Source organism: Pseudomonas sp. S35 (genome assembly GCF_009866765.1).
Classification (GTDB): Bacteria; Pseudomonadota; Gammaproteobacteria; order Pseudomonadales; family Pseudomonadaceae; genus Aquipseudomonas.
Window position 1 is genome coordinate 3,851,465 of the sequence record NZ_CP019431.1, and the last position, 23,810, is coordinate 3,875,274.

A 23,810-nucleotide genomic window follows, 5' to 3' on the forward strand; every position below is an offset into this window, starting at 1 on the left:
CCTTTTTTGGCAGGCATCGCCGCAGGCTCTCAAAAATGATCAAAACGCCGTACTACCTCATCGATAAACAGAAGCTTCTGGTCAACATGCAGAAGATTGCTTACGTGCGCGAGCAGTCCGGCGCCAAGGCCCTGCTGGCGCTCAAGTGCTTTGCTACCTGGTCGGTGTTCGACCTGATGCAGGAATACATGGACGGCACCACCTCGTCGTCGCTGTATGAGTTGAAGCTCGGTCGCCAGAAGTTCGAAGGTGAGGCGCACGCCTACAGCGTGGCCTGGGCCGACGATGAAATCGAAGAGATGCTGGATAACTGCGACAAGATCATCTTCAACTCCATCAGCCAACTGCAGCGCTTTGCCGAACGCTGCGAAGGCAAGACCCGTGGCCTGCGTGTGAACCCGCAGGTAAGCAGCTCCGACTACCTGCTGGCCGACCCGGCGCGTCCGTTCAGCCGCCTGGGCGAATGGGACCCGGTGAAGATCGAAGGCGTGATCGAGCAAATCTCCGGCTTCATGTTCCACAACAACTGCGAGAACGGCGACTTCAACCTGTTCGACCAGATGCTGAACACCATCGAAGAACGCTTCGGCGCGCTGCTGCACAAGGTCAACTGGGTCAGCCTCGGCGGCGGCATCCACTTCACCGGTGAAGGCTATGCCATCGACGCCTTCTGCCAGCGCCTCAAGGCGTTCTCGCAGAAGTATGACGTGCAGGTCTACCTGGAACCCGGCGAAGCAGCGATCACCAACAGCGCCTCCCTGGAAGTGACCGTGCTCGACACCCTCTACAACGGCAAAAACCTCGCCGTCGTGGACAGCTCCATCGAAGCTCACCTGCTGGACCTGCTGATCTACCGCCTCAACGCCAAGCTGGCACCGAGCGACGGGGAACACACCGTCATGGTGTGCGGCAAATCCTGCCTGGCCGGGGATATCTTCGGCGAGTATCAATTTGATCGTCCGCTGGCCATCGGCGATCGGCTGTCGTTCATCGACACCGCAGGCTACACCATGGTCAAGAAAAATTGGTTCAACGGCCTGAAAATGCCGTCCATCGTAGTGAAACAACTCGACGGTACAGTCGAAGTGGTTCGTGAATTTGGTTACGACGACTACCTGTCCAGCCTTTCGTAAGCTGGCGGATATAGGAGAAAGAAAGCAATTGAAAAAGAACGTTCTTATCATTGGTGCAGGAGGTGTCGCCAAGGTGGTGGCCCACAAGTGCGCGCAGCACAACGACGAACTCGGTCGTATTGCTATCGCGTCGCGCAACATCTCCAAATGCCAGGCCATCATCGACAGCGTCAAGGCCAAGGGTAGCCTCAAAGTACCCGCCGACATCCAAGCCTTCGCGCTGAACGCCCTGGACGTGGAAGCGACCAAGGCCCTGATCCGCGAGACCGAATCGCAGATCGTCATCAACGTGGGTTCCGCGTTCCTCAACATGTCGGTCCTGCGTGCCTGCATCGACACGGGCGTTGCGTACCTCGACACCGCTATCCACGAAGAGCCGGGCAAGGTCTGCGAGACCCCGCCGTGGTATGGCAACTACGAGTGGAACCACCTGCAAGAGTGCAAAGAGAAAAACATCACCGCCATTCTTGGCGTGGGCTTTGACCCAGGTGTCGTCAACGCGTATGCCGCGCTGGCGCAGCAACAGCATTTCGACCGCATTGATTCGATCGACATTCTCGACGTCAATGCCGGCTCACATGGCAAATACTTCGCCACCAATTTCGATCCGGAAATCAACTTCCGCGAATTCACCGGGCAGGTGTGGAGCTGGCAGAACAGCCAGTGGACCAGCAACACCATGTTCGAAGTCAAACGCACCGACGACCTGCCGGTAGTCGGTTCGCAGAACCTCTACCTCACCGGTCACGATGAAGTGCACTCGCTGTCGAAAAACCTCGACGTGCCCAACGTGCGGTTCTGGATGAGCTTCGGCGAACACTACATCAACGTGTTCACCGTACTGAAAAACCTCGGCCTGCTCTCCGAGAAGCCGGTCAAGACTGCCGAAGGCCTGGAAGTGGTGCCGTTGAAAGTGGTCAAGGCCGTACTGCCCGACCCGTCTTCGCTCGCCCCGGGCTACACCGGCAAGACCTGCATCGGCGACCTGGTCAAAGGCACCAAGGACGGCCAGCCGCGCGAGTTGTTCATCTACAACGTGGCCTGCCACGAAGAAGCCTTTGCCGAGACCGACAGCCAGGGCATCTCCTACACCGCAGGCGTTCCACCGGTAGCCGCCGCGCTGCTGGTAGCCCGTGGCGAGTGGGACGTGAAACACATGGCCAACGTCGAGGAACTGCCGGCTGAGCCGTTCCTGAAAGCGCTGGACGTGATGGGCTTGCCGACTCGGATCAAGGACGAGCACGGTGATCGAGCCTGGGATGCGATTGCCTGATAGGCGATAGCTGACCGAACAAAAAAATGCGCCCTCAGGGGCGCATTTTTTGTTTGGGGTGGGTAGCGATTACAAACCAATGAAGATCCAAATGTGGGAGGGGGCTTTTGTGGTGAGCGGGCTTGCCCCGCGCTGGGCTGCGAAGCGGCCCCAAAACCGGCCAATGGGTTATGACTGAAAAAACGCGGTGCCTGGATTGGGGCTGCTTCGCAACCCAGCGCGGGGCAAGCCCGCTCACCACAAAGTTATGTATAAGCCTTTAAGAGTTGTGTAGATACTCATGCCCGATGAGGCCGTGTCAGTTGATGCATCTTGGCTGACACACTGCTATCAGGGGCAAGCCCCTCCCACAGGGATAGCACTTCGCCCCAGACTCTCAGAGTTTTCCCACGACTGTTTCAGGTTGTCGCTCGGAACGCGGCTGACTAACCTCTGCGCCGTCGCTGCCAATTCAGCGACCGGATTTGACCGTCTGACTTCAAAGAGCAACTGCGCCAACACCGAGCTTAGGCGTTTTTTTACGTCTGATGTATCGTGTCGCGGCAGCTGTACGCGGGATACCTTCGGGTATGCCGGTTTTGTTCTTTGGGCCGGTCGGTCAACCCGCGTACAGCTGCCACCCTCTTCGATTGACCGCGAATCGTGGCAGCCCCATTTACAAAGGAGTTCCACCATGATTAAAGACAGCCCAAATCCCCCAGATAAACTCTTCACCGTGCGCCCCGGCCTGGGCACCGAAACCCTGCTGGTCAACGCCTCCCAGGATCTATCCTCCATCACCGACATCGCCACTCACCTGGCCTTTGAAATCGACGGTGCGCAACGCAATGTGGCGTTGGGTATCTGCCGAATGCTGGAAGGTGTGCAACTGTTGGTAGACAAAGCATTGGATGACGCCCATCCAGCGGCATGACACCCAGATCATCGTTCCCACGCGCGTGGGAACGAGCTCAAAACACCGACCACCCAATCCGCTCACTCAACAACTCCAACGCCTTGATCCCCGCCAGCGAATTCCCCGCCGCGTTCAACTCAGGCGACCACACGCACACGGTAAATTGCCCCGGCACCACCGCGACAATGCCGCCGCCCACACCGCTCTTGCCGGGCAAGCCCACGCGATAGGCAAAATTGCCCGCCTCGTCATACAGCCCGCTGGTGGCCATGATCGAGTTGACTTGCTTGGTCTGGCGCGCGGTGAGGATCTGTTCGCCGCTGTGGGCGCTGGTGCCCTCGTTGGCCAGGAAGCTGAAGGCTTTGGCCAGGTCCAGGCAGCTCATCTGCAAGGCGCAGTAGTTGAAGTAGCTGTGCAGCACCGCGTCCACGTCGTTATGGAAATTGCCGAAGGACTTCATCAGATAGGCCATGGCCGCATTGCGCGCACCGTGCTGGGCTTCGGAGTCGGCGACGACGCTATTGACCAGGATCTGCGGGTTGCCCGACAGGCGCCGTACAAAGTCGCGCATCGACAAGATCGGCACGGCGAAGCGCGACTGGTTGATGTCGCAAATCACCAGTGCGCCGGCATTGATGAACGGATTACGCGGGCGGCCGCGTTCAAATTCCAGCTGCACCAGCGAGTTGAACGGTTGCCCCGAAGGCTCGTGCCCCAAGCGCTCCCAGATGGTTTCACCGCCGTGGTCGATGGCTTGCACCAGGCTGAACACCTTGGAAATGCTTTGCACCGAGAACAGCGTATCGGCGTCACCGGCGCGGTAGGCCGAGCCGTCGTTGCCGTATACCGCGATGCCCAGTTGGTTGGCCGGTACATCGGCCAGCGCGGGAATGTAGTCGGCGACTTTGCCGCGGCCGATCAGTGGGCGCACTTCGTCGAGGATCGACTCCAGCAGCGCCTGCATGTCTTGTCCGGTCATCGTGGTTTGGATCAGTTGTTAGCGGGGCGCGAAGGATACTTCAATGCGCGCGCAAGCCCCACATAATCTCTACTTCTCAGCAGGGCCACATACCGCATCCATAACGTGCGCATAGGTCATTACCGGGTAGGGATCGCTCGTCAGTCAAAGTACGCTCGCCGACCGGCGAGAAAGGCCTGCCTCCTCGCCACAGATAGGTGTTGCGCGCCTTCAAAAATGCGCCACATCCGACACCCGCTCATCCAGCACATCCCGCGCCAGCGCCCAGGCCTGGTCCTTGGACTCCACCACCAGCAACGGATAGCCCCAGGCCTTGCCGAACATCAGCGCAAACGGTTTGAGTGCCAGGCGTTTGGCAGCGCTGGGTTCGACCTGGATCATGCCTTTGACGAACGTGCGCAGCGCCTGTCGGTGCTTCTTCATCCAGATCGAGGCTTGCTTGCGCTGTTCATGGGAATGTTCGTAGTCGTTTTCGTCCACGGCTTTTTCGTGCAGCAGCAGGAAGGATTGCTGCCGTGCCAACAGGTCTTCAAAGACCCGGAAGGCGTCCTCCGGCCCGCCTTGGTTCGGGGCATCGAAGACGATTTTGACCACAGGGAACGTTGTACTGTCGAGTCGCATGGCAAAGCTCCTTAATGAGAGTGGATCTCAATATAAGGCTCAAACCACTGGACGGCATTGCACAGAATAGCCAGACTGTTTCGCAATCCGGCCAACCTGCGATCCCCGCCATGAAGCACCACCGCCTTGATCTGTTCGACCCGCTCACGGCCAAGGATGCCGATGTGGTGCCCCGCGCCGTGGTGGCCGTGGGTGCCAGCAGCGCGTCGGACACCTGGGAGCACACCCCGCACGCCCATCGCAAGGGCCAGTTGATGTACACCCTGCGCGGGGTGATTCATTGTGAAATCGAGGCCGGGATATGGATCGTTCCGCCGCAATGCGCGCTATGGATTCCCGGTGGCGTGTCGCATTCGGCGCGGGGCAATGGCGAAGCCCATGTGTATTGCCTGCTGATCGACCCCGATGCCGCAGGCGCCCTGCCCGCGCAATGCTGTACGCTGGGCGTGTCGGGCCTGTTGCATGAGTTGATCACCAAGGCGATCAGCTTCCCCCAGTTGTACGAGGTCGACGGCGCCCAGGGACGGTTGATCAACACGCTATTGGATGAACTGGCCCAAGCCCCACTGGAAGCCCTGCACCTGCCGATGCCCCAGGACTCGCGCCTGCGTCGCTTGGCCAACAGCTTGCTGGCCAACCCTGCGGACAAAGCCACCCTCGGCCAATGGGCCGTGCGTATCGGCATGAGTGAACGCAGCATGACGCGCCTGTTGCTGGAGGAGCTGGGCCTGAGTTTTGGCCGTTGGCGGCGGCAGTTACATGTGATCCTGTCGTTGCAACGTCTGGCCACGGGCGACAGTGTGCAGCGAGTGGCCCTGGACCTGGGCTATGAAAACGCCAGCGGCTTCATCACCATGTTCCGCAAGACCGTAGGCCAGCCGCCGGCTCGCTACCTGGCAGATCGGGCCGCGGTGTTCAGCGCGACCGCCCAGTGCAGCGGGCATCTCCTGCCCATCGGGATGGGCGAAAAGCGCCCTAAGCTCAGATCGAAAGATTATTTATCGAATGTTTTTTAGAACTTTATGCTTGGACAAATTCGCTGACTATCGAGCGCACCATGTCCATACGTCGTCCCCTCGCTGCTGCTTTAGGGTTGCTGGCCTTCTCCGTCGCCGTGAGCGCCGCGGCCCAGGACACCCTGCGCATCGGCTATCAAAAATCCTCGACCCTGATCACCCTGCTGAAAACCCAAGGCTCCCTGGAGAAAGCCCTCAAGGCTGACAACATTGATGTGAGCTGGCACGAGTTCCCCAGCGGCCTGCCACTGCTCGAGGCGCTGAACGTGGGCAACGTGGATATCAGCGCCGACGTGGCCGACACGGTGCCGATCTTCGCCCAGGCGGCCCAGGCCAAGCTCACGTACTTTGCCCAGGAGGCGCCCTCGCCATCGGCCCAGGCCATCGTGGTGCGCAAGGACTCGCCGATTCAACAGCTGGCAGATTTGAAGGGCAAGAAAATTGCGGTCACTAAAGCCGCTGGCACCCACTATTTGCTCATCGCTGCGCTGAATAAAGCAGGGTTGGCCTTCTCGGATATTGAACCTGCCTACCTGTCGCCCGCCGACGGTCGTGCCGCGTTCGAAAACAACAAAGTCGACGCCTGGGTCACGTGGGAGCCCTTCCTCACCGGTGTGCAGCGGCAACTGCCGACGCGCACCCTGGCCGATGGCGCGGGGCTGGCCAGCTACAAGCGCTATTACCTAACGGGCACGCCGTACGCCAAAGCGCATCCCGAGGTTTTGAAGGTGGTGTATGGGGAATTGGAAAAGGCCGGCAAGTGGGTGAAAGCCCATCCGCAGGACGCGGCGAAGGTGCTGGGGCCGCTGTGGGGCAATCTGGACGTGGCCACGGTTGAGGCGGCGAATGCGCACCGTAGTTATCAGGTACAGCCGGTGACGGTGGAGCAGTTGGGGGAACAACAGAAGATTGCCGATGCGTTCTTCAAGGCGGGGCTGTTGCCCAGGGCAGTGGATGCCAAGGATGTAGAAACCTGGAAGCCTTGAAGGCTGGTTTGATCTAAATGTGGGAGTCCCCTCCCACATTGGGTTTGTATATGGCGTTAGATAAGTGTGCGGGCCAGGGCCTTTTTCCATTCGGTGTAACGCCCGGCCATCGCCGGATCATCCTGCGGTTCAAAGCGCTCGCGCTGGCGCTCCAACTGCCCCAACGCTTCATCACTCGCCCAAATCCCCAACGCCCTGCCCGCCAAATGCGCAGCGCCCAACGCCGATACTTCCGGCGATAGGCTGCGCACCACTGGGCGTTGCAGCAGGTTGGCCAGGAACTGCATCAGCCAGCGGTTGCGCGTGGCGCCGCCGTCCACCCACAGTTCCTTCAAGGGGCTGGCGATATCCTGCTGCATCGCTTCAAACACATCACGAATCTGATAACCGATGGACTCCAGCGACGCCCGCAGGATATGCGCGCCCGAGGTGGCTTCCGTCAGCCCGCAGATCAACCCACGCGCATCGGCTTTCCAATGCGGTGCGCCCAGCCCCGACAGCGCCGGCACAAAGTACACGCCACCGTTGTCCGGCAGTTGCGCTGCCTGTTCGGTCAACGCGTCCAGAGATTCCCCGGCCACCAGCCGCGAGGCCCACTGCACGGCGGCGCCGGTGTGGACGATATTGCCTTCCATGCCAAACGTCGGTTTGGTGCCGTCGTGCCACGCCAGGGTGGTCGACAGCCCATGAGTGGACGCAATCGGGCCGCTCATGGGCGTCATCAAAGATGAGCCGGTGCCGAGCGTGGCCTTGACCAACCCCGGTGCAAAGCCGCCCTGCCCGTACAACGCGGCGTGGGAGTCGCCGATCATCGACATCACCGGGATGCCCGCAGGCAAGCCGCCCAACGCGACGGTTTCGGCGAAGAAACCGGCGCTGGGCTGGATCGGCGCCAACGCGGCCAAGGGGATCGCGAACAGGTCCAACAATTGTGGGTCCCAGCCGCAGGTGTGCAGGTTGAACAGTTGCGTGCGTGCGGCGTTGGAATAATCGGTGGCAAACACCTGGCCGCCGCTGAGTTTCCACAGCAGCCAACTGTCGACGGTGCCCAGGCAAATCTCACCCGCAGCGGCGCGGGCGTGGCCGTTGTCGAGGTTGTCGAGAATCCAGCGCAATTTGCCCGCCGAAAACATCGGGTCGAGGGCCAAGCCGGTTTTTTCGAGGATGAGCGCCTCATGCCCCTGCGCATGTAATTGGGCGCACAACGCGGTGGAGCGCCGGCATTGCCAACTGATGCACGGTGATAACGGCTCGCCGGTTTGCCGGTCCCAGGCCACCACCGATTCACGCTGGTTGCTGATGGCCACGGCCGTAATGGGCCGGTCCACCTGGGCCAGGCATTCTTCAATCGCCGCCAGGGTGCTGTGCCAGATAAACAGCGGGTCTTGTTCAGAGAATCCGGCCTGGGGGTGGCTGACGCTCAGCGGTCGCGAACCGCGCGCGATCACCTGCCCGAGTTCGTTGACCAGCACCGCCTTGGCGTTGCTGGTGCCTTCGTCTATCGCCAGGATCAGCGGAGTGTTGTTCGTCATGGGTTCACCGCAACCGAGTGGCAGCCGCCACGATCCCAGCCGCGTCGATGTTATGCAAGGCGCGGGTCGGTTCGCGGGCGCCGGCAGCGGCGTATTCGCCATCGCCGATACCCAGGCGGATCAGGGCAATGCCCAGCCCGGCTTCGGCCAGCACTTCGGCGACCAGGCTGCCGACGCCGCCGTTGATGTTGTGTTCTTCCACGCTGATCACCCCACGGGTGCCGCTCAAGGCGCTGAGCAGTACGTCGCGCTGCAGCGGCCGGATCGACGACAGATTGATCACCTGGGCCTGGATGCCCTGCTCCGCCAGCAACGCGGCCGCGTCCACCGCTTCATGCACCACCGAGCCCAGGGCCACGATGCTCACGTCCGCGCCCTGGCGCAGGATGTCCACCTGGCCGGGTTGGAAGTGGTAGTCGGCGCCGTGTACATCCGGCAAGGCTTTGCCGTCGAGGCGGATATACACCGGGCCGTGGTAACGCAGCGCGTAATCGACGATCTGCCGGCACTCGGCGGCATCCGCCGGGGCAAAGATCTGCACGTTACCGAAGCCACGCATCACCGAAATATCGTCAAGGCTGTGATGGGTGCTGGCCAACGGGCCGTAGCTGGTGCCGGCGTTGAGGCCGAACATTTTCACGTTGGCCTGGTTGTAGCAGACGTCCACCTTGATCTGCTCATTGGCGCGAGAGATGAGGAACGGCGCCGCATTGCAGGTGACCGCAATCTTGCCGCCCAGGGCCAAGCCGGCTGCGACACTCACCAGGGACTGCTCGGCAATCCCAACGTTGATCAAGCGCTCTGCAAAGCGCTGTACAAACGGGCCGATCTTGGCTGTGGACGTGGAGTCGCTGACCACGGGCACCACATCCAACCCGGCATCCACTGCATCAATAAAGGCCTGCACCATGACGCTCGCCAAATGTTCACTCGCCATGGTTCAACTCCTCCAGTGCTGCATTGATTTCATCGCCCTTGGGCACGCGGTGGTGCCATTCGGGGCGGGCTTCGATAAACGACACACCTTTGCCTTTGATGGTGTGGGCGATCAGCACCTGGGGCGCGCCGGTTTGGGTCTGCATGGTTTCCAGGGACTCGATCAACTGGCCCACGTCGTTGCCGTCGCACTCGCTGACGGTGAAGCCGAAGGCGGCCCATTTCACGTCCAGCGGGTCGAGTGGCATGATCTCGGCGGTGAGGCCGGCCAGTTGCAGCTTGTTCTTGTCGACGATCACAAACAGGTTGTCCAGGCCGTACTTGGCCGCCGCCATCGCCGCCTCCCAGTTGGAGCCTTCGGCCAGTTCGCCGTCGCCGGTCAGCACATAAATGCGCTTTTTGCTGCCGGACATCTTCGCCGCCAACGCCAGCCCTACCGCCACCGGCAAGCCGTGGCCGAGGGCGCCGGTGTTGAGCTCGATGCCAGGGGTTTTCTGCCGCACCGGATGGCCGGGCAAATGAGAGTTGAAGTGCTGATAGGTGGACAACCAATCGACAGGGATATAGCCCGCCTGCGCCAGGCAGCAGTACAACCCACCCACCCCGTGGCCCTTGCTCTGGATATAGATATCGCGCTCAGGGTCTTCGGTGCGTTCCGGGCCGGTATTGAGGATGCGGAAATACAAGGTGGCGAGGATGTCGGTTTCCGACAGGTCCGCCCCGGTGTGGCCGCCGGCCGGTGAATCGGCGTTGAGGCGGATCACATGCCGGCGAATCAGGCGGGCCTGTTCCTGGATCTGGTGGGCGTCGTACTGGAAGGCATTCATGCAGCGGCTCCTGTGGGGCTGACCACGTGAGATAAAAGTGCCGAAAGCTGTGTTTGAATATTTATTCAACAGTGACAATATATTTCTATTTAGACGCTGATCGTCGACGCGGTCAAGTGAGCGATCCACGGAAAAATGAAATAAATCGAAGAAACACCCCTCGGACAAACGGGCAGAATCCCACACGGGCGGGTCTATCCCGTGGCTTTGGCGGGGGTAAAAGCGCCGGTTTAGAGGCATACCCGAAAAATTAAGCGCTTGACTTTGACACGGTGTCACTGGAATCTGAATTAACAGTCAGGCACGCATAAATATTCAAAGCGCCTGAAAGCACTCCAAAAAAAATAAATCAGGAGAACACTGTGGACGCCAAAGCTATTGTCCAGCACCCGGCCGAACTCAAGCCGCCACCTCGCCCACGGTTGGTGAAACTGCTCCCCAGTAATATCGGCGGCCCGCTGATCGGCCTGGTGCTGCTGGTGCTGGTCTTCTCTTTCAGTTCCGAATTCTTCTTCTCGTTGCGCAATGGCCTGAACATCCTTGATCAGGTCACGGTGCTGGGCATCCTGGCGATTGGCATGACGGCGGTGATCGTCATCGGCGGCATCGACCTGTCGGTAGGCTCGGTACTGGCCTTCTCGATGATGATGCTCGGCTGGCTTTATCAGGACCAGGCCGTGCCGCTGGGCTTTGCAATTGCGATCTCGATCGCCACCGGCATGCTCGCCGGGCTGGTGTCCGGGGGGTTGATCACCTATGCCAAGCTGCCGCCGTTCATTGCGACCCTGACCATGATGTCGGTGGCCCGTGGCCTGGCGAACATCCTCACCGAAGGCCGGCAGATCGTCGGCTACCCGGAGTGGTTCACCAGCCTGGCCACGGTGCGGCATTTCGGCTTTCTGTCGGCCACCGTTGGGTTGTTTCTGGTGATGCTGGTGGTGGCCTGGGTGTTCCTGCGCTTTCGCGCCGGTGGCCGCAACCTTTATGCCATGGGCGGCAGCCCGGAAGTGGCGCGGCTGTCCGGCATCAAGGTGCGGGCGATTACCTTGTGGGTGTACGCCATCAGCGGCGCCCTCGCCGGGATCGCCGCCGTGACCCTGGCAGCGCGCCTCGACTCGTCCCAACCCAGTGCCGGCCTGAGCCTGGAGCTGGACGCCATCGCCGCCGTGGTGATCGGCGGCGCCAGCCTCAGCGGCGGCGTCGGTAGCATCGGCGGCACGCTGGTGGGTGTGCTGATCATTGGCGTGTTGCGCAATGGCCTTAACCTGCTTGGCGTTTCCCCGTTCATTCAACAAGTGGTGATCGGCGTGGTCATCGCCCTCGCCGTGACCATCGACACCCTGCGACGCCGCTCCAGCACTGCCCGTTAAACCTGTTCGACAGTTGACACCCTCCAACAATAAAACCAGGAGTCACCGACATGTTCAGCCCCAAGAAACTGCTTATCGCCACTGCTCTGGCGGCCGCGACCCTCACCGCCACCGGCACCACCTGGGCCAAGGACCTGACCATCGGCCTGGCCGTGGCTAACCTTCAGGCGGACTTCTTCAACCAGATCAAGCAATCGGTGGAAGCCGAGGGCAAGGCCAAGGGGATCAAGGTGATCACCGTGGACGCCCAGGGCAACTCCTCCACCCAGGTCAGCCAGATTGAAGACCTGATCACCCGCCAGATCGACGTGCTGATCTACATTCCGGCCGGCGCCACCGCCGCCGGTGTACCGGTCAAAGCCGCCAAGGCCGCCGGCATCCCGGTGATCGCCGTGGACCGCAACGCCCCCGACGCTCCGGGCGATACCTTTATCGCCAGCGACAGCGTGGCCGGCGCCAAGACCCTGGCCGAATACGTGGGCAAGGTCACCGAAGGCAAGGGCCGCATCGCGATCCTGCAAGGCCAGCTCGGCACCACCCCGGAAAATGATCGCGCCAAGGGTTTCGAAGAGGGCCTCAAAGCCTTCCCAGACCTCAAGGTCGTGGCCCAGCAACCCGCCGAATGGGCCCAGGACAAAGGCTTTGCCGTGGCCCAGGACCTGCTTCAGCGTGACCCGAATATCACCGTATTCTTCGGCCGCGCCGACGCTATGGCCCTGGGCGCTGCCCAAGCGGTGAAAGTCGGCAACCTCGATCACAAAGTCGTGGTGGTCGGGTTTGACGGCGACGTCGCCGGGCTCAAGGCCGTCGAAAGCGGCGTGCTCAATGCGACCATGACCCAGCAGACCCAGAAAATGGGGCGCCTGGCCGTGGCCTCGGCGATTGACCTGAAGGCCGGCAAAGCCGTACCCAAGGAACAACTGCTGCCCACCGTGCTGACCACCAAAGAAAACGTCGCGCCGTTCCTGCAACAGCACCCGTAAGCCTTGGAGGTCGTCATGCAAGCAGCCGCTCTGGACACAGCCCACGCCGAACCGGTGCTGTGCCTGCGCAACATCAGCAAGGCCTACGGGCCGGTGCAGGTGCTGTCGCAGGTGAACGTGGATATTCGCCCTGGTGAAGTGCTGGCCCTGCTCGGTGAGAACGGTGCCGGTAAATCGACCTTGTCGTCGATCATCGCGGGCCTCGTGCAACCCGAAGCCGGGGGCAGCATGACCTGGCTCGGCGCGCCGTATGCACCCGCCTCGCCAGGCGCGGCGCTGAGCGCCGGTATCGGCCTGATCCACCAGGAAATCCGCCTGCTGCCGCAATTGTCGATCGCCGAGAACATCTTCGTCGGTCGCCTGCCCATGCGTCATGGGCGGGTCGACCGCGACTACATCGAGGCCCAGGCGCAGATCCAACTGGAGCGCCTGGGCCTCAACGTGCCGGCGTCACGCAAGGTCGAAGGCCTGAGCGTGGCGGCCCAGCAATTGGTGGAAATCGCCAAAGCCCTGACGCTGAAGGCCAGCCTGCTGATTCTCGACGAACCCACCGCCGCGCTGGGCGCCGAAGAAACCGAGCTGCTGTTCAAGCAGGTCGAACGGCTGAAAGCCGATGGTGTGTCGTTTATCTATATCAGCCACCGCCTGGAAGAAATCGCACGCATCGCCGACCGTGTACTGGTGTTGCGCGACGGGCGCCAGATCGCCCTGCACGCCAGCGCACAAGTGCCGGTGCGTGAGCTGGTGGAACAGATGGTCGGGCGCAGCCTGGAACGGATTTTCCCCACCTTGCAAGCGCCGCAGGACCCAGTGATGTTGCAGGTCAAAGACTTGAGTTGCCGTGAGTTTGCCCTGCACGGCATCGACTTCAGCGTGCGCGCCGGCGAAGTATTTGGCATTGCCGGGGTGGTCGGCGCTGGGCGTACGGAGCTGGTGCGTACCATTGCCGGCGCGGCCCAGGACATCCAAGGCCACATGGTGCTGGACGGCGAAGTGCGTCAGTTGCGCTCGCCCTTCGAGGCCATCCAGGCCGGTGTGGTGCTGGTGCCCGAAGACCGCAAGCAGCAAGGCGTGGTGGTGGAACATCGCATCGAAGACAACCTGATCTACGGCAACACCGACCTGCTGGATAAACGCGGCTGGGTGTTCCCTGCCGCGCTGCGTGAATTCGCCCGTACGGCGGTGGCGCGCCTCGGCGTGAAAGGCGCGCCACAGGCACGGATTTCCAGCTTGTCTGGCGGCAACCAGCAGAAAGTGATCATTGCCAAGTGGCTGGCGCGCAATCCCAAGGTGTTCATTCTGGACGAGCCGACGCGAGGCATCGACGTGGGTGCGCGGGCGGCGATTTATGAAGTGATCGCGGACCTGGCGGCCAAGGGCATGGCGGTGATTGTGGTCAGCTCCGACCTGGATGAAGTGCTGGGGCTTTCACACCGAGTGATGGTGATGAGCCGAGGCCGGCAGATGGGAATCCTGGAGCGCGGCGAGGCCACACCGGTGTCGGTGATGGAAATGGCCACCGCGTAACCCCCTCCCACATTGGATAGCGGCGATTTCAAATAACGGAGTAATTCATGCAGCTTTTTAGTCTTCAGGGCCAAGTGGCCTTTGTCACCGGCGCCGGCAGCGGCATCGGCCAAGCCATCGCGGTAGGTTTGGCCGAAGCCGGCGCCGATGTGGCGTGTTTTGACCTGCCCGGCAGCCCCGGTATCGCCAGCACCGTGGAACGTATCCAGGCCATTGGCCGTCGCGCCCTGGCCCTGAGCGGCACCGTCACCGAGCGCGCCGCGCTGGATGCTGCGGTAGCACGCACCGAACAAGAACTGGGCGAACTCAGCGTCGCGGTCAACTGCGCCGGCATCGCCAACGCCCAGGCCGCCGAGGACCTGGAGCTGCAACGCTGGCAGGCCACCCTGGACATCAACCTCACCGGCATCTTCCTTAGTTGCCAGGCCCAGGCCGCCGTGATGCTCCCGCGTGGCAAAGGCGCGATCGTCAATATCGCCTCCATGTCCGGCAGCATCGTCAATCGCGGCCTGTTGCAGGCGCACTACAACACCTCCAAGGCCGGGGTGATTCACCTGAGCAAAAGCCTGGCGATGGAATGGGCCGACAAGGGCCTGCGGGTGAACTGCATCAGCCCCGGCTACACCGCCACGCCGATGAACTCGCGCCCGGAAGTCGCCGACCAGGTGAAGATCTTTGAACAGACCACGCCTATGGGCCGCATGGCCAGCGTGGAAGAAATGGTTGGCCCGGCGATCTTTTTGGTCAGCCAGGCTTCGTCTTTCTGCACCGGCGTCGACCTGTTGGTCGATGGCGGCTTTGTCTGCTGGTAGGAGTTGATCATGTCCCAACGATTTCGCGGTAAAACGGTAGTGATCACCGGCGCCTGCCGTGGCATCGGCGCCGGCATTGCCGAGCGCTTCGCCCAGGAAGGCGCCCACCTGGTACTGGCCTCCAACGACCTGGAGCGCGTGACCTTCACCGCCGAGCAACTGGCCCGGGAATACGGCGTGAGCACCCTCGCCCTCGGCATCGATGTCACCGACGAAAGCGATATCGAACGCCTCTACCGCGAAGGCCACGCCCGCTTCGGCAGCATTGACGTGTCGGTGCAGAACGCCGGCATCATCACCATCGACCACTACGACACCATGCCCCGCGCCGATTTCGACAAGGTGCTGCAGGTCAACACCACTGGCGTGTGGCTGGGCTGCCGGGAAGCCGCCAAGTACATGGTCAAGCAAGGCAGCGGCCGCTTGATCAACACCTCGTCCGGCCAGGGTCGTCAGGGGTTCATTTACACGCCCCACTATGCCGCCAGCAAAATGGGCGTGATCGGTATCACCCAGAGCCTGTCCCTGGAGCTGGCGCGGCACAACATCACGGTCAACGCGTTTTGCCCCGGCATCATCGAAAGCGAGATGTGGGACTACAACGACCGCGTGTGGGGCGAGATCCTCAGCACCGACGAAAAACGCTACGCCAAGGGCGAGTTGATGGCCGAATGGGTCAAGAACATCCCCCTGCGTCGTGCTGGCAAACCCTCGGATGTAGCCGGTTTGGTGGCCTTCCTGGCTTCGGATGACGCGGCCTACCTGACCGGCCAGGCGATCAATATCGACGGCGGCCTGATCATGTCGTAAGGGTTTGGTATCCTCACCCGCATTGATGTCATCACTGAGGCCTTCATGAGCCAGATCGAAGAACAGCGCCTGATCACCAAGATCGCGAGCCTCTATTACGAAGAAGGGCTCAAGCAGTCCGAAATCTCCACGCAACTGGACCTGTCCCAGTCCTTTATCAGCCGCGCCCTGCGCCGGGCGCTGGCGGAGGGTGTGGTGAAGATCAGCGTGATGCGCCTGCAAGGCCTGCACCTGGAGCTCGAAAGCCAATTGCAACGCCGCTACGGCGTGCGCCGGGTGATCGTGGTGGAAGCCACCGAGCCCAGCAGTGATGAAAGCATCAAGCAAGCCATCGGCTCGGCCGCCGCGCACTACCTGGAAACCAGCCTATCGCCCCAGGACCGTATCGGCATTTCGTCGTGGAGCAGCACCATTCGCGCAATGGTCGGCCACCTGCATGCGCAGCCGGGCAAGCAAGGTGCCGAGGAAGTCGTGCAACTGCTCGGCGGCGTCGGCCACAAGGGCGCGTTCGAAGCCACCCTGCTCACCCAGCGCCTGGCCACCCTGCTCAACTGCCCGGCGTATTTGCTGCCGTCCCAAAGCATCGAGCAATCGGTGCAGAGCAAGCAGCGCATCGTGCAGATGGAAGAGGTCAAGGAAGTGCTGCAACGCTTTGACAGCATCACCCTGGCGATTGTCGGCATCGGCGACCTGGAACCCTCGCAACTGCTGCGCAACAGCGGCAACTACTACACCGAAGACATGCTGCGCCTGCTGGCCGAGCGCGGTGCAGTGGGCGATATCTGCCTGCGCTACTTCGACGCCCAGGGCAAACCGGTGCTGGAAGAAGATGAAGAATTCGTGGTCTCGGTAGCGCTGCCCAAGTTGCGCAGCATCCACCGCGTGCTCGGCCTGGCTGGCGGCATGAACAAGGTCCAGGCGATTCGCGGCGCGCTCAAGGGCGGCTACCTCGACATCCTGATCACCGACCTGGATACCGCACAGGCCCTCAACCAATAACCTTTTATTTGGAGACGGCCGCTCATGACGTCCAAGCTCGAACAACTCAAGCAATTCACCACCGTGGTCTGCGACACCGGCGACCTGGAAGCCATCAGCCGCCTGCGGCCGGTGGACGCCACCACCAACCCGTCACTGCTGCTCAAGGCCGCTGCCATTACGCAATACGCCGAGCTGCTGCGCACTGCCGTGAGCGTGTCCAAAGGCGACGTCGGCCTGGCCTGCGATCGCTTCGCGGTGTCGGTAGGTTGCGGCATCCTCAAGGTGATTCCGGGGCGCATTTCCACCGAAGTCGACGCACGCCTGTCCTTCGATGAAGACGCGCTGTGGGCCAAGGCCAACCAGTTGATCGCCCTGTACGACCAGGCCGGCGTCGGCCGCGACCGCGTGCTGATCAAACTGGCCTCCACTTGGGAAGGCATCCGCACCGCCGAACGCCTGGAAAAAGCCGGCATCCAGACCAACCTCACCCTGCTGTTCTCCTTCGCCCAGGCCCAGGCCTGCGCCGACGCCGGGGTGTTTTTGATCTCGCCGTTCGTGGGCCGCATCTACGACTGGTACCGCAAGAGCACCGGCCTGGACTACACCGGGGCCGAAGACCCGGGCGTGCAGTCGGTGACGCGCATCTACAACTACTACAAAGCCAACGCCATCCCGACCGTGGTGATGGGCGCCAGCTTCCGCACCCTCAGCCAGATCGAACAACTGGCCGGCTGCGACCGCCTGACCATCAGCCCGGACCTGCTGCAAAAACTCGCCGAAGACAACGGCCCGCTGGAACGCAAACTGCAACCGGGAGCGACGGGTGAAGCGCGCCAATCGTTGACCGAAGCGCAGTTCCGTTGGGCGTCGAATGAAGACGCGATGGCCACCGAGAAACTGGCGGAGGGCATTCGCCAGTTTGCGCGGGATCAGGAGAAGTTGGAGGCGGTATTGGCAGGGCTGTAACGCCGTCCCGTTGCAGGAGCGAGCTTGCTCGCTCCTGCATCAGCTTTGCACTACACCCGTCCCAAACTTGCGAATTGCCAGGCAATACCCCACCAACGCCAGCGCCGCCAACAACCCGCCCGCCACGCCGATCCAGGCGAAGCCGAAGTGGCTGCCGACCCAACTGCCCATCAGGGCGCCGCCGCCGATGCCGATGTTGTAGATGCCGGAGAACATCGCCATCGCCACGTCGGTGGCGTCCGGGGCCAGCACCAACACCTTGGACTGCATCGCCAGGCCGAAGCCCATGATCGCCATGCCCCAGAAGATGCTCAGGATCACCAGGTAGGATTCGGCGCCGCTCAAGGGCAGCATCAACGTCAGGCACGCCGCCAGGATAAACACCGCGCCGACCACGAACAGGTGCGGGTTGAAGCGGTGCACCAGGCTGAACAGCAACGAGCCGATGATGCCCGCGCCGCCAAACACCAGCAGGATCAGGGTCACGGCGCTGCCATCCATGCCGGCCACGCCTTCGACGAAAGGTTCGATGTAGCTGTAGGCGGTGAATTGCGCAGTCACCGTAAGCGCGGTGAGCACGTACAGCGCCACCAGCGCCGGGCGCTTGAACAGCAGCGGCAGGCTGCGCAGGGAACCGGAGTTCTGGCTCGGCAACGGCGGCAAGGTACGCGCCAGCCAGAACACCAGGGCCGCAGCGAACGCGCCAATGACCAGGAAGGTGGTGCGCCAGCCCATTGCTTCACCGAGCAGGCGGCCCAGGGGAATACCCAACACCATCGCCAATGACGTACCGGTCGCCAGCAACCCCAGCGCCTGCACCTGCTTGCCTTCCGGCGCCAGGCGTACCGCCAGGGAGGCGGTGATCGACCAGAACAAGGCATGGGACAAGGCAATGCCCACCCGGCTGACCATCAGCAAGCCAAAACTGTTGGCCACGCTGGACAGGATATGGCTGGCGATGAACATGCAGAACAGCACGATCAGCAACTTGCGCCGCTCAACGTTACGCGTCAGCAGCATCACCGGCAGCGAGGTCAGGGACACGATCCAGGCGTAGATGGTGAGCATCAGGCCGACGCTGGACACGGGCATATCAAAGCTGGCGCCGATGGCGCTGAGCAGCCCGACAGGCACGAATTCCGTGGTATTGAACACAAACGCGGCCAGCGCGAGGGCGATGACCGGTTGCCAATTGGCTTGGGGGGTTGCGGCAGAAATGCTCATTGACGGGCGTCGTACTCAGTTTCTGCGCTGATCAAGCCGGCCCAGTGCCGGCCCTTGAGCAGCGCAGAAAAATAGTAACACGGCGCTTCAAGGATCGACCTGCCCCATCAACGTCGAAATCGCCTCCGGTCGCTGGGAATAGCGCTGCGCCAACGCCGCGCAGACCATCAACTGAATCTGGTGAAACAGCATCAACGGCAGGATCAACACGCCCATGGTTGCCCCGGCAAACAGCACCTGGGCCATAGGTACGCCCGTCGCGAGGCTCTTCTTCGAACCGCAGAACAAAATGGTGATGCGGTCCTCCTGACTGAAGCCGAACGCCTTGCCCAGCACGCTGGAAGCCACCAGCACCAAGGCCAGCAGCACACAACAGGCGACCACCAGGCCACCCAACTCCCACAGCGGGATCTGGTGCCAGATACCCTCATTGACCGCCTCGCTGAACGCGCCGTACACCACCAACAGGATCGAGCCCTGGTCGACAAATTTCAGCCAGGCTTTGTTGCGGCCGACCCACTCGCCGATCCAGCGGCGCGCGATTTGCCCTGCGACAAATGGAAGCAGCAACTGCACGCTGATTTTCAGGATCGCATCGACCGTGGAGCTGCCTTCACCGTGAACATTGAGCAACAGCGTCACCAGCAACGGCGTGAGGAAGATACCGAACAGGCTCGACGCCGCTGCGCTGCAAATCGCCGCCGGGATATTGCCCCGCGCCAGCGAAGTGAAGGCAATCGCCGATTGCACGGTGGCCGGCAAGGCGCAGAGGTAAAGCATGCCCATGTACAGGTCTTTGCCGATCAGCGGCGACAGCACCGGCTTGAGCGCCAGGCCCAACAGCGGGAACAGCACGAACGTCAGGCTGAACACCAGCAGGTGCAGGCGCCAGTGGCCCGCCCCGGCAACGATAGCCTGGCGCGACAGCTTGGCGCCGTGCAGGAAAAACAGCAGCGCGATGGCCAGGTTGGTGACCCAGCCGAACGCCACGGCAGTCTGGCCGCTGGCGGGTAGCAAGGACGCGAGGATCACCGTGGCGATCAGGGTCAGGGTGAAGTTGTCGGGCAGGAAACGGGGGCGAGTCATAAGCGGATCTTCCAGGGGTTGCCAAGAGCGTCACCGCGACTCTAACGTAACGGCTTGTTACCGACTAACGCCAATGAGCCAGTAAATGCCGCCTAAAGGACATGACAAAACCGTGCGCCGTAGCATCCCTGGGCTGTCCAGCCTGCCACGGTCGGTGTATGGGCGTACCGAATCACTGCCCAATCGGGCGTTGACCCGGCGCCACAGTCACCCGTGGGTGCAATTGTCCTACGCGATTTCCGGGGTGCTGGAGATCCAGACCAGCGCCGGCCGTTTTGTCGCGCCGCCGCAACGGGCGGTGTGGATTCCCGCGGGCATGCCACACAAGGTGTACAGCTCGCCGCTGACCGAGATGCGCAGCCTGTACCTCGACTGCAGCGTCACCGCCTGGGCGGCCGAGCGTTGCCAGGTACTGGAAGTGAGCAGCCTGCTGCGCGAACTGATCCGCCATTTCAGCGAGTTGCCGGTGGAATACAACGTGGATGGGCCAGACGGGCGCCTGGCCCAGGTGGTACTCGACCAGCTTGCCGCCGCGCCTCAGGTGGACTTGATGCTGCCATTGCCCCATGACCCACGGTTGCGCCAGATCTACCGCAGCCTGAACCTGCGCCCGGACCAGCAGACCACCTTGGGGCACTGGAGCGAAAAACTGGGGGTCAGCGAAAAGACCCTCAGCCGCTTGTTCTTGAAGGACACCGGCCTGACCTTCCGCGCCTGGCGCCAGCGTCTGCGCCTGCTGAGCGCCCTGCCCGCCCTGGAACAAGGCGAGCGCGTGACGGATGTGGCGCTGGGGTGTGGGTATGAGTCGACGTCGGCGTTTATCAACGCCTTCCGGCAGCAGTTCGATGCCACACCGGGTGAGTTCTTCCCTTAACTGGCAATGTGCACGGCCTTGGCCAGGATGGCCTGGAGCAACACATCCGCGCCCGCCGTCGACCACGCGGGGGAAATTTCCTCCGCTTCGTTGTGGCTAAGCCCATCCACGCACGGTACGAAGATCATCGCCGTCGGCGCCACCCGGTTCAGGTAGCACGCGTCATGCCCTGCACCGGAGATCATCGGCCGATGGCTGTAGCCCAACGCCTCAGCCGAAGCGCGCACCACCTCCACACACCCCGCATCGAAGGCAATGGGCGCGTACTGGAAGATTTGCTTCACGCTGTGCTGTAGGCCCACGCCGTCGGCGATGCGTGCCACGGCGTCGCGCAATTGCTGGTCCTGGCGGGCCAGCACCGCCTCGTCCGGGTGGCGGAACTCGACACTGAAAAACACTCGCCCCGGCACCACATTGCGCGAGTTGGGGAATATATTCGCCATGCCTACCGTGGCCCGGCCTTCGGCGCCCTGCTCCAGGCCAAGCCCGTTGACGACCTCGACCACACGGGCAAAACCGAGCAGTGCATCCAGGCGATGGTCCATCGGGGTGGTGCCTGCGTGGGCGCTGCGCCCCGTCAGTTCCACTTCGTACCAGCGCTGGCCCTGGGCACCGGTGACCACGCCGATGGTGATGCCTTGGGCTTCCAGGATCGGTCCCTGTTCGATATGCAGTTCAAAGGCCGCATGCACCGCCTGGCCGCCGACTGGATGGGGCCCGGCGTAGCCGATCTGCTGCAATGCTTGCCCGATGGTTACGCCAGCCTTGTCTTCGCGAGACAGGCCGTACTCCAGGTCAAACACACCGGCGTAGACGCCCGATGAAATCATCGCCGGGGCGAAGCGCGAGCCTTCTTCGTTGGTCCAGTTGACCACTTCGATTGGCCGCTCGGTCTGGATGCCGAGGTCATTGAGGGTACGCAGCACTTCCAGGCCCGCGAGCACGCCGTAGATGCCGTCGTACTTGCCGCCGAACGGCTGGGAGTCACCATGGGAGCCGGTCAGTACCGGAGCCAGATGGTCCTGGCGCCCGGCGCGGCGCGCGAAGATATTGCCCATTGCATCCACGCGGATACTGCAACCGGCCGCGGTGCACCACTGCACGAACAGGTCGCGACCGCGACGGTCCTCCTCGGTAAGCGCCAGGCGCGAGACGCCGCCTTGCTCGGTGGCGCCGATCTGCGCCATCTCCATCAACGAAGCCCACAGGCGTTCGCCGTTTACCCGCGCCAAATTACTCATGAGGTTTCGCCCGATAACGGAAGTCGCAGTGGTGCGCCCCGCCCATGATGGTCTGGGTACGGGTCAATTCGATGTCCGGGTTGTAGCCGACGATGAACAGCTCGTCACGGTTGCACGAGAGCAGATGGCCAATTTCACCCAGGCCCATCTCGGTGTACATCTCGGCGTAGCGGCAACGTTTGACGTCGTAGTCATAGTGCTCGGCATCGCTGGCGATGATCTCGACCTTGAGCGCGTCATCCTTCTCCCACAGCACTTGCAGTTCGACAAAGCTCTTGAGGTCGGCGCCCTGCTCTGCCAGCGCGGCAAAATGCTTGCCGGCCTGGATCGCCGCGTTGCCCACGGCCTCGCCGATCACGGCAGCGGCAAAGTCCTTGCCTTGCTCGCGCTTGAGGATCTCGTAGATCGGTTTGATGATCTCGGCTTCGATACGCCGCCGGGCGAGAATGCCCAGTTCGCCTTCCAGTTTGCTCATTGTGTGCCTCCATCAGCTCCACAAAATGTATTCAAAACGAGCGCTGTGGTCACCGCGCTCTTTGTGGTGAGCAACTAGTTGCCGCCCGCCACGCTTACCGGCTGCCATTGATTGGCCTTGACCTGGTACACGGTGAACGACGGCTGCTTCAGGTTGCCCTCGGCATCGAACGCAATGGTGCCGGTCACGCCCGCATAGCGGATGGCGCGCAGCACGGGCAGGTACTTCTGCGGGTCGACTGAACCCGCCTGTTCAATGGCGGCCACCAGTACACCGACGCCGTCATAGGCAAACGGGGCATGCAGTTCGATGTTGGTTTTGTAGCGTTCTTTATAGGCCTGCTCGAACGCTTTGCCACCGGGCATTTGCGTAATCGCCAGGCCCGGTTCCAAGGCAATCACGCCTTCGCCTTCGTTCTGTGCCAGTTGCAGGAAGGTCTGGCTGACAAAACCACCGGCGCCCATCAACGGTGCCTTGATACCCAGCTGTTTGATGCGCCGCGCCAGCGGTGCGGCTTGGGCATCCACACCGCCGAAGAAGATCAGGTCCGGGTTCTGGCTGCGGATATTGGTGAGCACGGCGCTGAAGTCGATGGTCTTGTCGTCCACGTATTCGCGGGCCACCACCTTGGCGCCGCCGGCTTCGATGGATTTGACGAACTGGTCCGCCAGGCCCTGGCCGAAGGCGGTGCGGTCGTCGATCACGGCGATACGCTGGGCTTTGAGGGTCTTCAACGCGTAGTCGCCGGCCACCTGACCACCGTCGTCGTCATGGCCCATGATGCGAAAACTGGTGTCAAACCCCTGCTGGGTGTAGGCGTGCCCCGTGGCCACCGGTGCGACCTGGGCGATACCGGCGTCGTGGTAGACCCGCGCCGCCGGGATGCTGGTGCCGGTGTTCCAATGCCCGACCACGCCGACCACGCCCTCATCCACCAGGCGCTGGGCGACGGTCACGGCGGTGCGCGGGTCGGACTGGTCGTCTTCGGAAACCAGTTTGAAGGTCACGGCTTCCCCCTTGATCTTCGGGTGCTTGGCGTTGGCCTGGTCGATGGCCAGTTGCGCACCGTTCTCCAGGTCTTTGCCGATACGTGCCGAAGGGCCGGTCAACGGACCTGCCAGGCCGATCAGCACGGTCTGGTCGGCTTGGGCCACGGCGCTGGCCAGGCTGCTCAGGGCCAGGGCGATCAATGCGGTGTTCTTGATAGTCGTCATGAGAGGTTCCTGCTTCTTTTCGGGCGGGTCGGAACACGCCGGGCGTCCG

23 protein-coding genes are annotated in these 23,810 nt (G+C 62.1%); 13 read left to right on the forward strand and 10 right to left on the reverse strand.

What is annotated here, in order from left to right:
• Window positions 1–35: 35 nt before the first annotated feature.
• The 3 genes from PspS35_RS17015 to PspS35_RS17025 all read left to right on the forward strand — a co-directional run bounded on the left by PspS35_RS17015 (window position 36) and on the right by PspS35_RS17025 (window position 3,319).
• On the forward strand, window positions 36–1,133 hold the full coding sequence (locus tag PspS35_RS17015) for a carboxynorspermidine decarboxylase (RefSeq protein ID WP_159935924.1): 1,098 nt from the start codon (window positions 36–38) through the stop codon (window positions 1,131–1,133).
• Between the two features lie 28 nt (window positions 1,134–1,161).
• Window positions 1,162–2,406, forward strand: coding sequence for a saccharopine dehydrogenase family protein (locus tag PspS35_RS17020; RefSeq protein WP_159935926.1), 1,245 nt, complete (start codon window positions 1,162–1,164; stop codon window positions 2,404–2,406).
• 673 nt (window positions 2,407–3,079) lie between these two features.
• The gene (locus tag PspS35_RS17025; protein ID WP_159935928.1) at window positions 3,080–3,319 is read left to right on the forward strand and encodes a DUF6124 family protein; all 240 of its coding nucleotides are present in this window, start codon (window positions 3,080–3,082) and stop codon (window positions 3,317–3,319) included.
• Between the two features lie 37 nt (window positions 3,320–3,356).
• Here PspS35_RS17025 and glsB read toward each other — a convergent pair whose 3' ends face one another.
• Entirely contained in the window at window positions 3,357–4,265 is a 909-nt protein-coding gene (glsB, locus tag PspS35_RS17030; protein ID WP_137212203.1) for a glutaminase B, read from the reverse strand.
• 225 nt (window positions 4,266–4,490) lie between these two features.
• Entirely contained in the window at window positions 4,491–4,901 is a 411-nt protein-coding gene (locus PspS35_RS17035) for a hypothetical protein (RefSeq protein ID WP_159935929.1), read from the reverse strand.
• A 110-nt stretch (window positions 4,902–5,011) separates the two neighbouring features.
• Between PspS35_RS17035 and PspS35_RS17040 the strand changes: the two genes are divergently transcribed.
• Together PspS35_RS17040 and PspS35_RS17045 are read left to right on the forward strand one after the other, a co-directional pair.
• Entirely contained in the window at window positions 5,012–5,917 is a 906-nt protein-coding gene (locus PspS35_RS17040) for a helix-turn-helix transcriptional regulator (RefSeq protein WP_159935931.1), read from the forward strand.
• Window positions 5,918–5,958: 41 nt separating this feature from the next.
• Entirely contained in the window at window positions 5,959–6,903 is a 945-nt protein-coding gene (locus PspS35_RS17045) for an aliphatic sulfonate ABC transporter substrate-binding protein (RefSeq protein ID WP_159935933.1), read from the forward strand.
• 56 nt (window positions 6,904–6,959) lie between these two features.
• Here PspS35_RS17045 and PspS35_RS17050 read toward each other — a convergent pair whose 3' ends face one another.
• From PspS35_RS17050 to PspS35_RS17060, 3 genes are read right to left on the reverse strand one after another with little or no spacing between them, the layout of a single operon-like run.
• The gene (locus tag PspS35_RS17050; protein WP_159935934.1) at window positions 6,960–8,435 is read right to left on the reverse strand and encodes an FGGY-family carbohydrate kinase; all 1,476 of its coding nucleotides are present in this window, start codon (window positions 8,433–8,435) and stop codon (window positions 6,960–6,962) included.
• A gap of 4 nt (window positions 8,436–8,439) precedes the next feature.
• Complete coding sequence (locus PspS35_RS17055) at window positions 8,440–9,372, reverse strand: transketolase C-terminal domain-containing protein (protein ID WP_159935936.1); 933 nt, start codon at window positions 9,370–9,372, stop codon at window positions 8,440–8,442.
• Window positions 9,362–10,198, reverse strand: coding sequence for a transketolase (locus PspS35_RS17060; RefSeq protein WP_159935938.1), 837 nt, complete (start codon window positions 10,196–10,198; stop codon window positions 9,362–9,364). The genes PspS35_RS17055 and PspS35_RS17060 overlap by 11 nt, the downstream gene beginning before the upstream one ends.
• 362 nt (window positions 10,199–10,560) lie before the next feature.
• Between PspS35_RS17060 and PspS35_RS17065 the strand changes: the two genes are divergently transcribed.
• From PspS35_RS17065 to tal, 7 genes are read left to right on the forward strand one after another with little or no spacing between them, the layout of a single operon-like run.
• Window positions 10,561–11,568, forward strand: a complete 1,008-nt coding sequence (locus tag PspS35_RS17065) for an ABC transporter permease (RefSeq protein WP_159935939.1) — start codon at window positions 10,561–10,563, stop codon at window positions 11,566–11,568.
• A gap of 50 nt (window positions 11,569–11,618) precedes the next feature.
• The gene (locus PspS35_RS17070; RefSeq protein WP_159935941.1) at window positions 11,619–12,551 is read left to right on the forward strand and encodes a sugar ABC transporter substrate-binding protein; all 933 of its coding nucleotides are present in this window, start codon (window positions 11,619–11,621) and stop codon (window positions 12,549–12,551) included.
• Between the two features lie 15 nt (window positions 12,552–12,566).
• A complete protein-coding gene (locus PspS35_RS17075; RefSeq protein WP_159935943.1) occupies window positions 12,567–14,078 on the forward strand; it encodes a sugar ABC transporter ATP-binding protein in 1,512 nt (503 codons plus the stop codon).
• Between the two features lie 47 nt (window positions 14,079–14,125).
• Window positions 14,126–14,890 (forward strand): SDR family oxidoreductase, encoded by a 765-nt coding sequence (locus tag PspS35_RS17080; RefSeq protein ID WP_159935945.1) that lies wholly within the window; start codon window positions 14,126–14,128, stop codon window positions 14,888–14,890.
• A gap of 9 nt (window positions 14,891–14,899) precedes the next feature.
• Window positions 14,900–15,700 (forward strand): SDR family oxidoreductase, encoded by an 801-nt coding sequence (locus tag PspS35_RS17085; protein WP_159935947.1) that lies wholly within the window; start codon window positions 14,900–14,902, stop codon window positions 15,698–15,700.
• Window positions 15,701–15,745: 45 nt separating this feature from the next.
• Window positions 15,746–16,699: a sugar-binding transcriptional regulator gene (locus tag PspS35_RS17090; protein WP_159935949.1), complete on the forward strand. Its 954-nt coding sequence runs from the start codon at window positions 15,746–15,748 to the stop codon at window positions 16,697–16,699.
• A gap of 24 nt (window positions 16,700–16,723) precedes the next feature.
• Entirely contained in the window at window positions 16,724–17,647 is a 924-nt protein-coding gene (gene tal, locus PspS35_RS17095) for a transaldolase (RefSeq protein ID WP_159935950.1), read from the forward strand.
• A 39-nt stretch (window positions 17,648–17,686) separates the two neighbouring features.
• On the opposite strand, the gene PspS35_RS17100 is transcribed toward tal, so the two are convergent.
• A complete protein-coding gene (locus tag PspS35_RS17100) occupies window positions 17,687–18,871 on the reverse strand; it encodes a sugar transporter (RefSeq protein ID WP_159935951.1) in 1,185 nt (394 codons plus the stop codon).
• Between the two features lie 87 nt (window positions 18,872–18,958).
• Complete coding sequence (locus PspS35_RS17105; protein WP_159935953.1) at window positions 18,959–19,957, reverse strand: bile acid:sodium symporter family protein; 999 nt, start codon at window positions 19,955–19,957, stop codon at window positions 18,959–18,961.
• A gap of 85 nt (window positions 19,958–20,042) precedes the next feature.
• Here PspS35_RS17105 and PspS35_RS17110 point away from each other — a divergent pair, with 85 nt between their 5' ends.
• Entirely contained in the window at window positions 20,043–20,831 is a 789-nt protein-coding gene (locus tag PspS35_RS17110) for a helix-turn-helix transcriptional regulator (RefSeq protein ID WP_159935954.1), read from the forward strand.
• Here PspS35_RS17110 and PspS35_RS17115 read toward each other — a convergent pair.
• The 3 genes from PspS35_RS17115 to PspS35_RS17125 all read right to left on the reverse strand — a co-directional run bounded on the left by PspS35_RS17115 (window position 20,828) and on the right by PspS35_RS17125 (window position 23,761).
• Entirely contained in the window at window positions 20,828–22,072 is a 1,245-nt protein-coding gene (locus PspS35_RS17115; protein WP_159935956.1) for a Zn-dependent hydrolase, read from the reverse strand. The genes PspS35_RS17110 and PspS35_RS17115 overlap by 4 nt on opposite strands.
• Window positions 22,065–22,547, reverse strand: coding sequence for an L-2-amino-thiazoline-4-carboxylic acid hydrolase (locus PspS35_RS17120; RefSeq protein ID WP_159935957.1), 483 nt, complete (start codon window positions 22,545–22,547; stop codon window positions 22,065–22,067). Before PspS35_RS17120 ends, PspS35_RS17115 begins: the two co-directional genes overlap by 8 nt.
• A 74-nt stretch (window positions 22,548–22,621) precedes the next feature.
• The gene (locus PspS35_RS17125; protein ID WP_159935959.1) at window positions 22,622–23,761 is read right to left on the reverse strand and encodes a branched-chain amino acid ABC transporter substrate-binding protein; all 1,140 of its coding nucleotides are present in this window, start codon (window positions 23,759–23,761) and stop codon (window positions 22,622–22,624) included.
• Window positions 23,762–23,810 lie beyond the last annotated feature (49 nt).

Excerpts from the sequence above, each read along its gene's own strand:
- PspS35_RS17060 (WP_159935938.1), bottom strand. The coding sequence starts at position 10,198 with ATGAATGCCTTCCAGTACGACGCCCACCAGATCCAGGAACAGGCCCGC.
- PspS35_RS17045 (WP_159935933.1), top strand. The coding sequence starts at position 5,959 with ATGTCCATACGTCGTCCCCTCGCTGCTGCTTTAGGGTTGCTGGCCTTC.
- tal (WP_159935950.1), top strand. The coding sequence starts at position 16,724 with ATGACGTCCAAGCTCGAACAACTCAAGCAATTCACCACCGTGGTCTGC.
- PspS35_RS17055 (WP_159935936.1), bottom strand. The coding sequence starts at position 9,372 with ATGGCGAGTGAACATTTGGCGAGCGTCATGGTGCAGGCCTTTATTGAT.
- PspS35_RS17025 (WP_159935928.1), top strand. The coding sequence starts at position 3,080 with ATGATTAAAGACAGCCCAAATCCCCCAGATAAACTCTTCACCGTGCGC.
- PspS35_RS17080 (WP_159935945.1), top strand. The coding sequence starts at position 14,126 with ATGCAGCTTTTTAGTCTTCAGGGCCAAGTGGCCTTTGTCACCGGCGCC.
- PspS35_RS17050 (WP_159935934.1), bottom strand. The coding sequence starts at position 8,435 with ATGACGAACAACACTCCGCTGATCCTGGCGATAGACGAAGGCACCAGC.
- PspS35_RS17100 (WP_159935951.1), bottom strand. The coding sequence starts at position 18,871 with ATGAGCATTTCTGCCGCAACCCCCCAAGCCAATTGGCAACCGGTCATC.
- PspS35_RS17070 (WP_159935941.1), top strand. The coding sequence starts at position 11,619 with ATGTTCAGCCCCAAGAAACTGCTTATCGCCACTGCTCTGGCGGCCGCG.
- PspS35_RS17115 (WP_159935956.1), bottom strand. The coding sequence starts at position 22,072 with ATGAGTAATTTGGCGCGGGTAAACGGCGAACGCCTGTGGGCTTCGTTG.
- PspS35_RS17085 (WP_159935947.1), top strand. The coding sequence starts at position 14,900 with ATGTCCCAACGATTTCGCGGTAAAACGGTAGTGATCACCGGCGCCTGC.
- PspS35_RS17015 (WP_159935924.1), top strand. The coding sequence starts at position 36 with ATGATCAAAACGCCGTACTACCTCATCGATAAACAGAAGCTTCTGGTC.
- glsB (WP_137212203.1), bottom strand. The coding sequence starts at position 4,265 with ATGCAGGCGCTGCTGGAGTCGATCCTCGACGAAGTGCGCCCACTGATC.
- PspS35_RS17040 (WP_159935931.1), top strand. The coding sequence starts at position 5,012 with ATGAAGCACCACCGCCTTGATCTGTTCGACCCGCTCACGGCCAAGGAT.
- PspS35_RS17035 (WP_159935929.1), bottom strand. The coding sequence starts at position 4,901 with ATGCGACTCGACAGTACAACGTTCCCTGTGGTCAAAATCGTCTTCGAT.
- PspS35_RS17075 (WP_159935943.1), top strand. The coding sequence starts at position 12,567 with ATGCAAGCAGCCGCTCTGGACACAGCCCACGCCGAACCGGTGCTGTGC.
- PspS35_RS17110 (WP_159935954.1), top strand. The coding sequence starts at position 20,043 with ATGCCGCCTAAAGGACATGACAAAACCGTGCGCCGTAGCATCCCTGGG.
- PspS35_RS17105 (WP_159935953.1), bottom strand. The coding sequence starts at position 19,957 with ATGACTCGCCCCCGTTTCCTGCCCGACAACTTCACCCTGACCCTGATC.
- PspS35_RS17120 (WP_159935957.1), bottom strand. The coding sequence starts at position 22,547 with ATGAGCAAACTGGAAGGCGAACTGGGCATTCTCGCCCGGCGGCGTATC.
- PspS35_RS17125 (WP_159935959.1), bottom strand. The coding sequence starts at position 23,761 with ATGACGACTATCAAGAACACCGCATTGATCGCCCTGGCCCTGAGCAGC.
- PspS35_RS17090 (WP_159935949.1), top strand. The coding sequence starts at position 15,746 with ATGAGCCAGATCGAAGAACAGCGCCTGATCACCAAGATCGCGAGCCTC.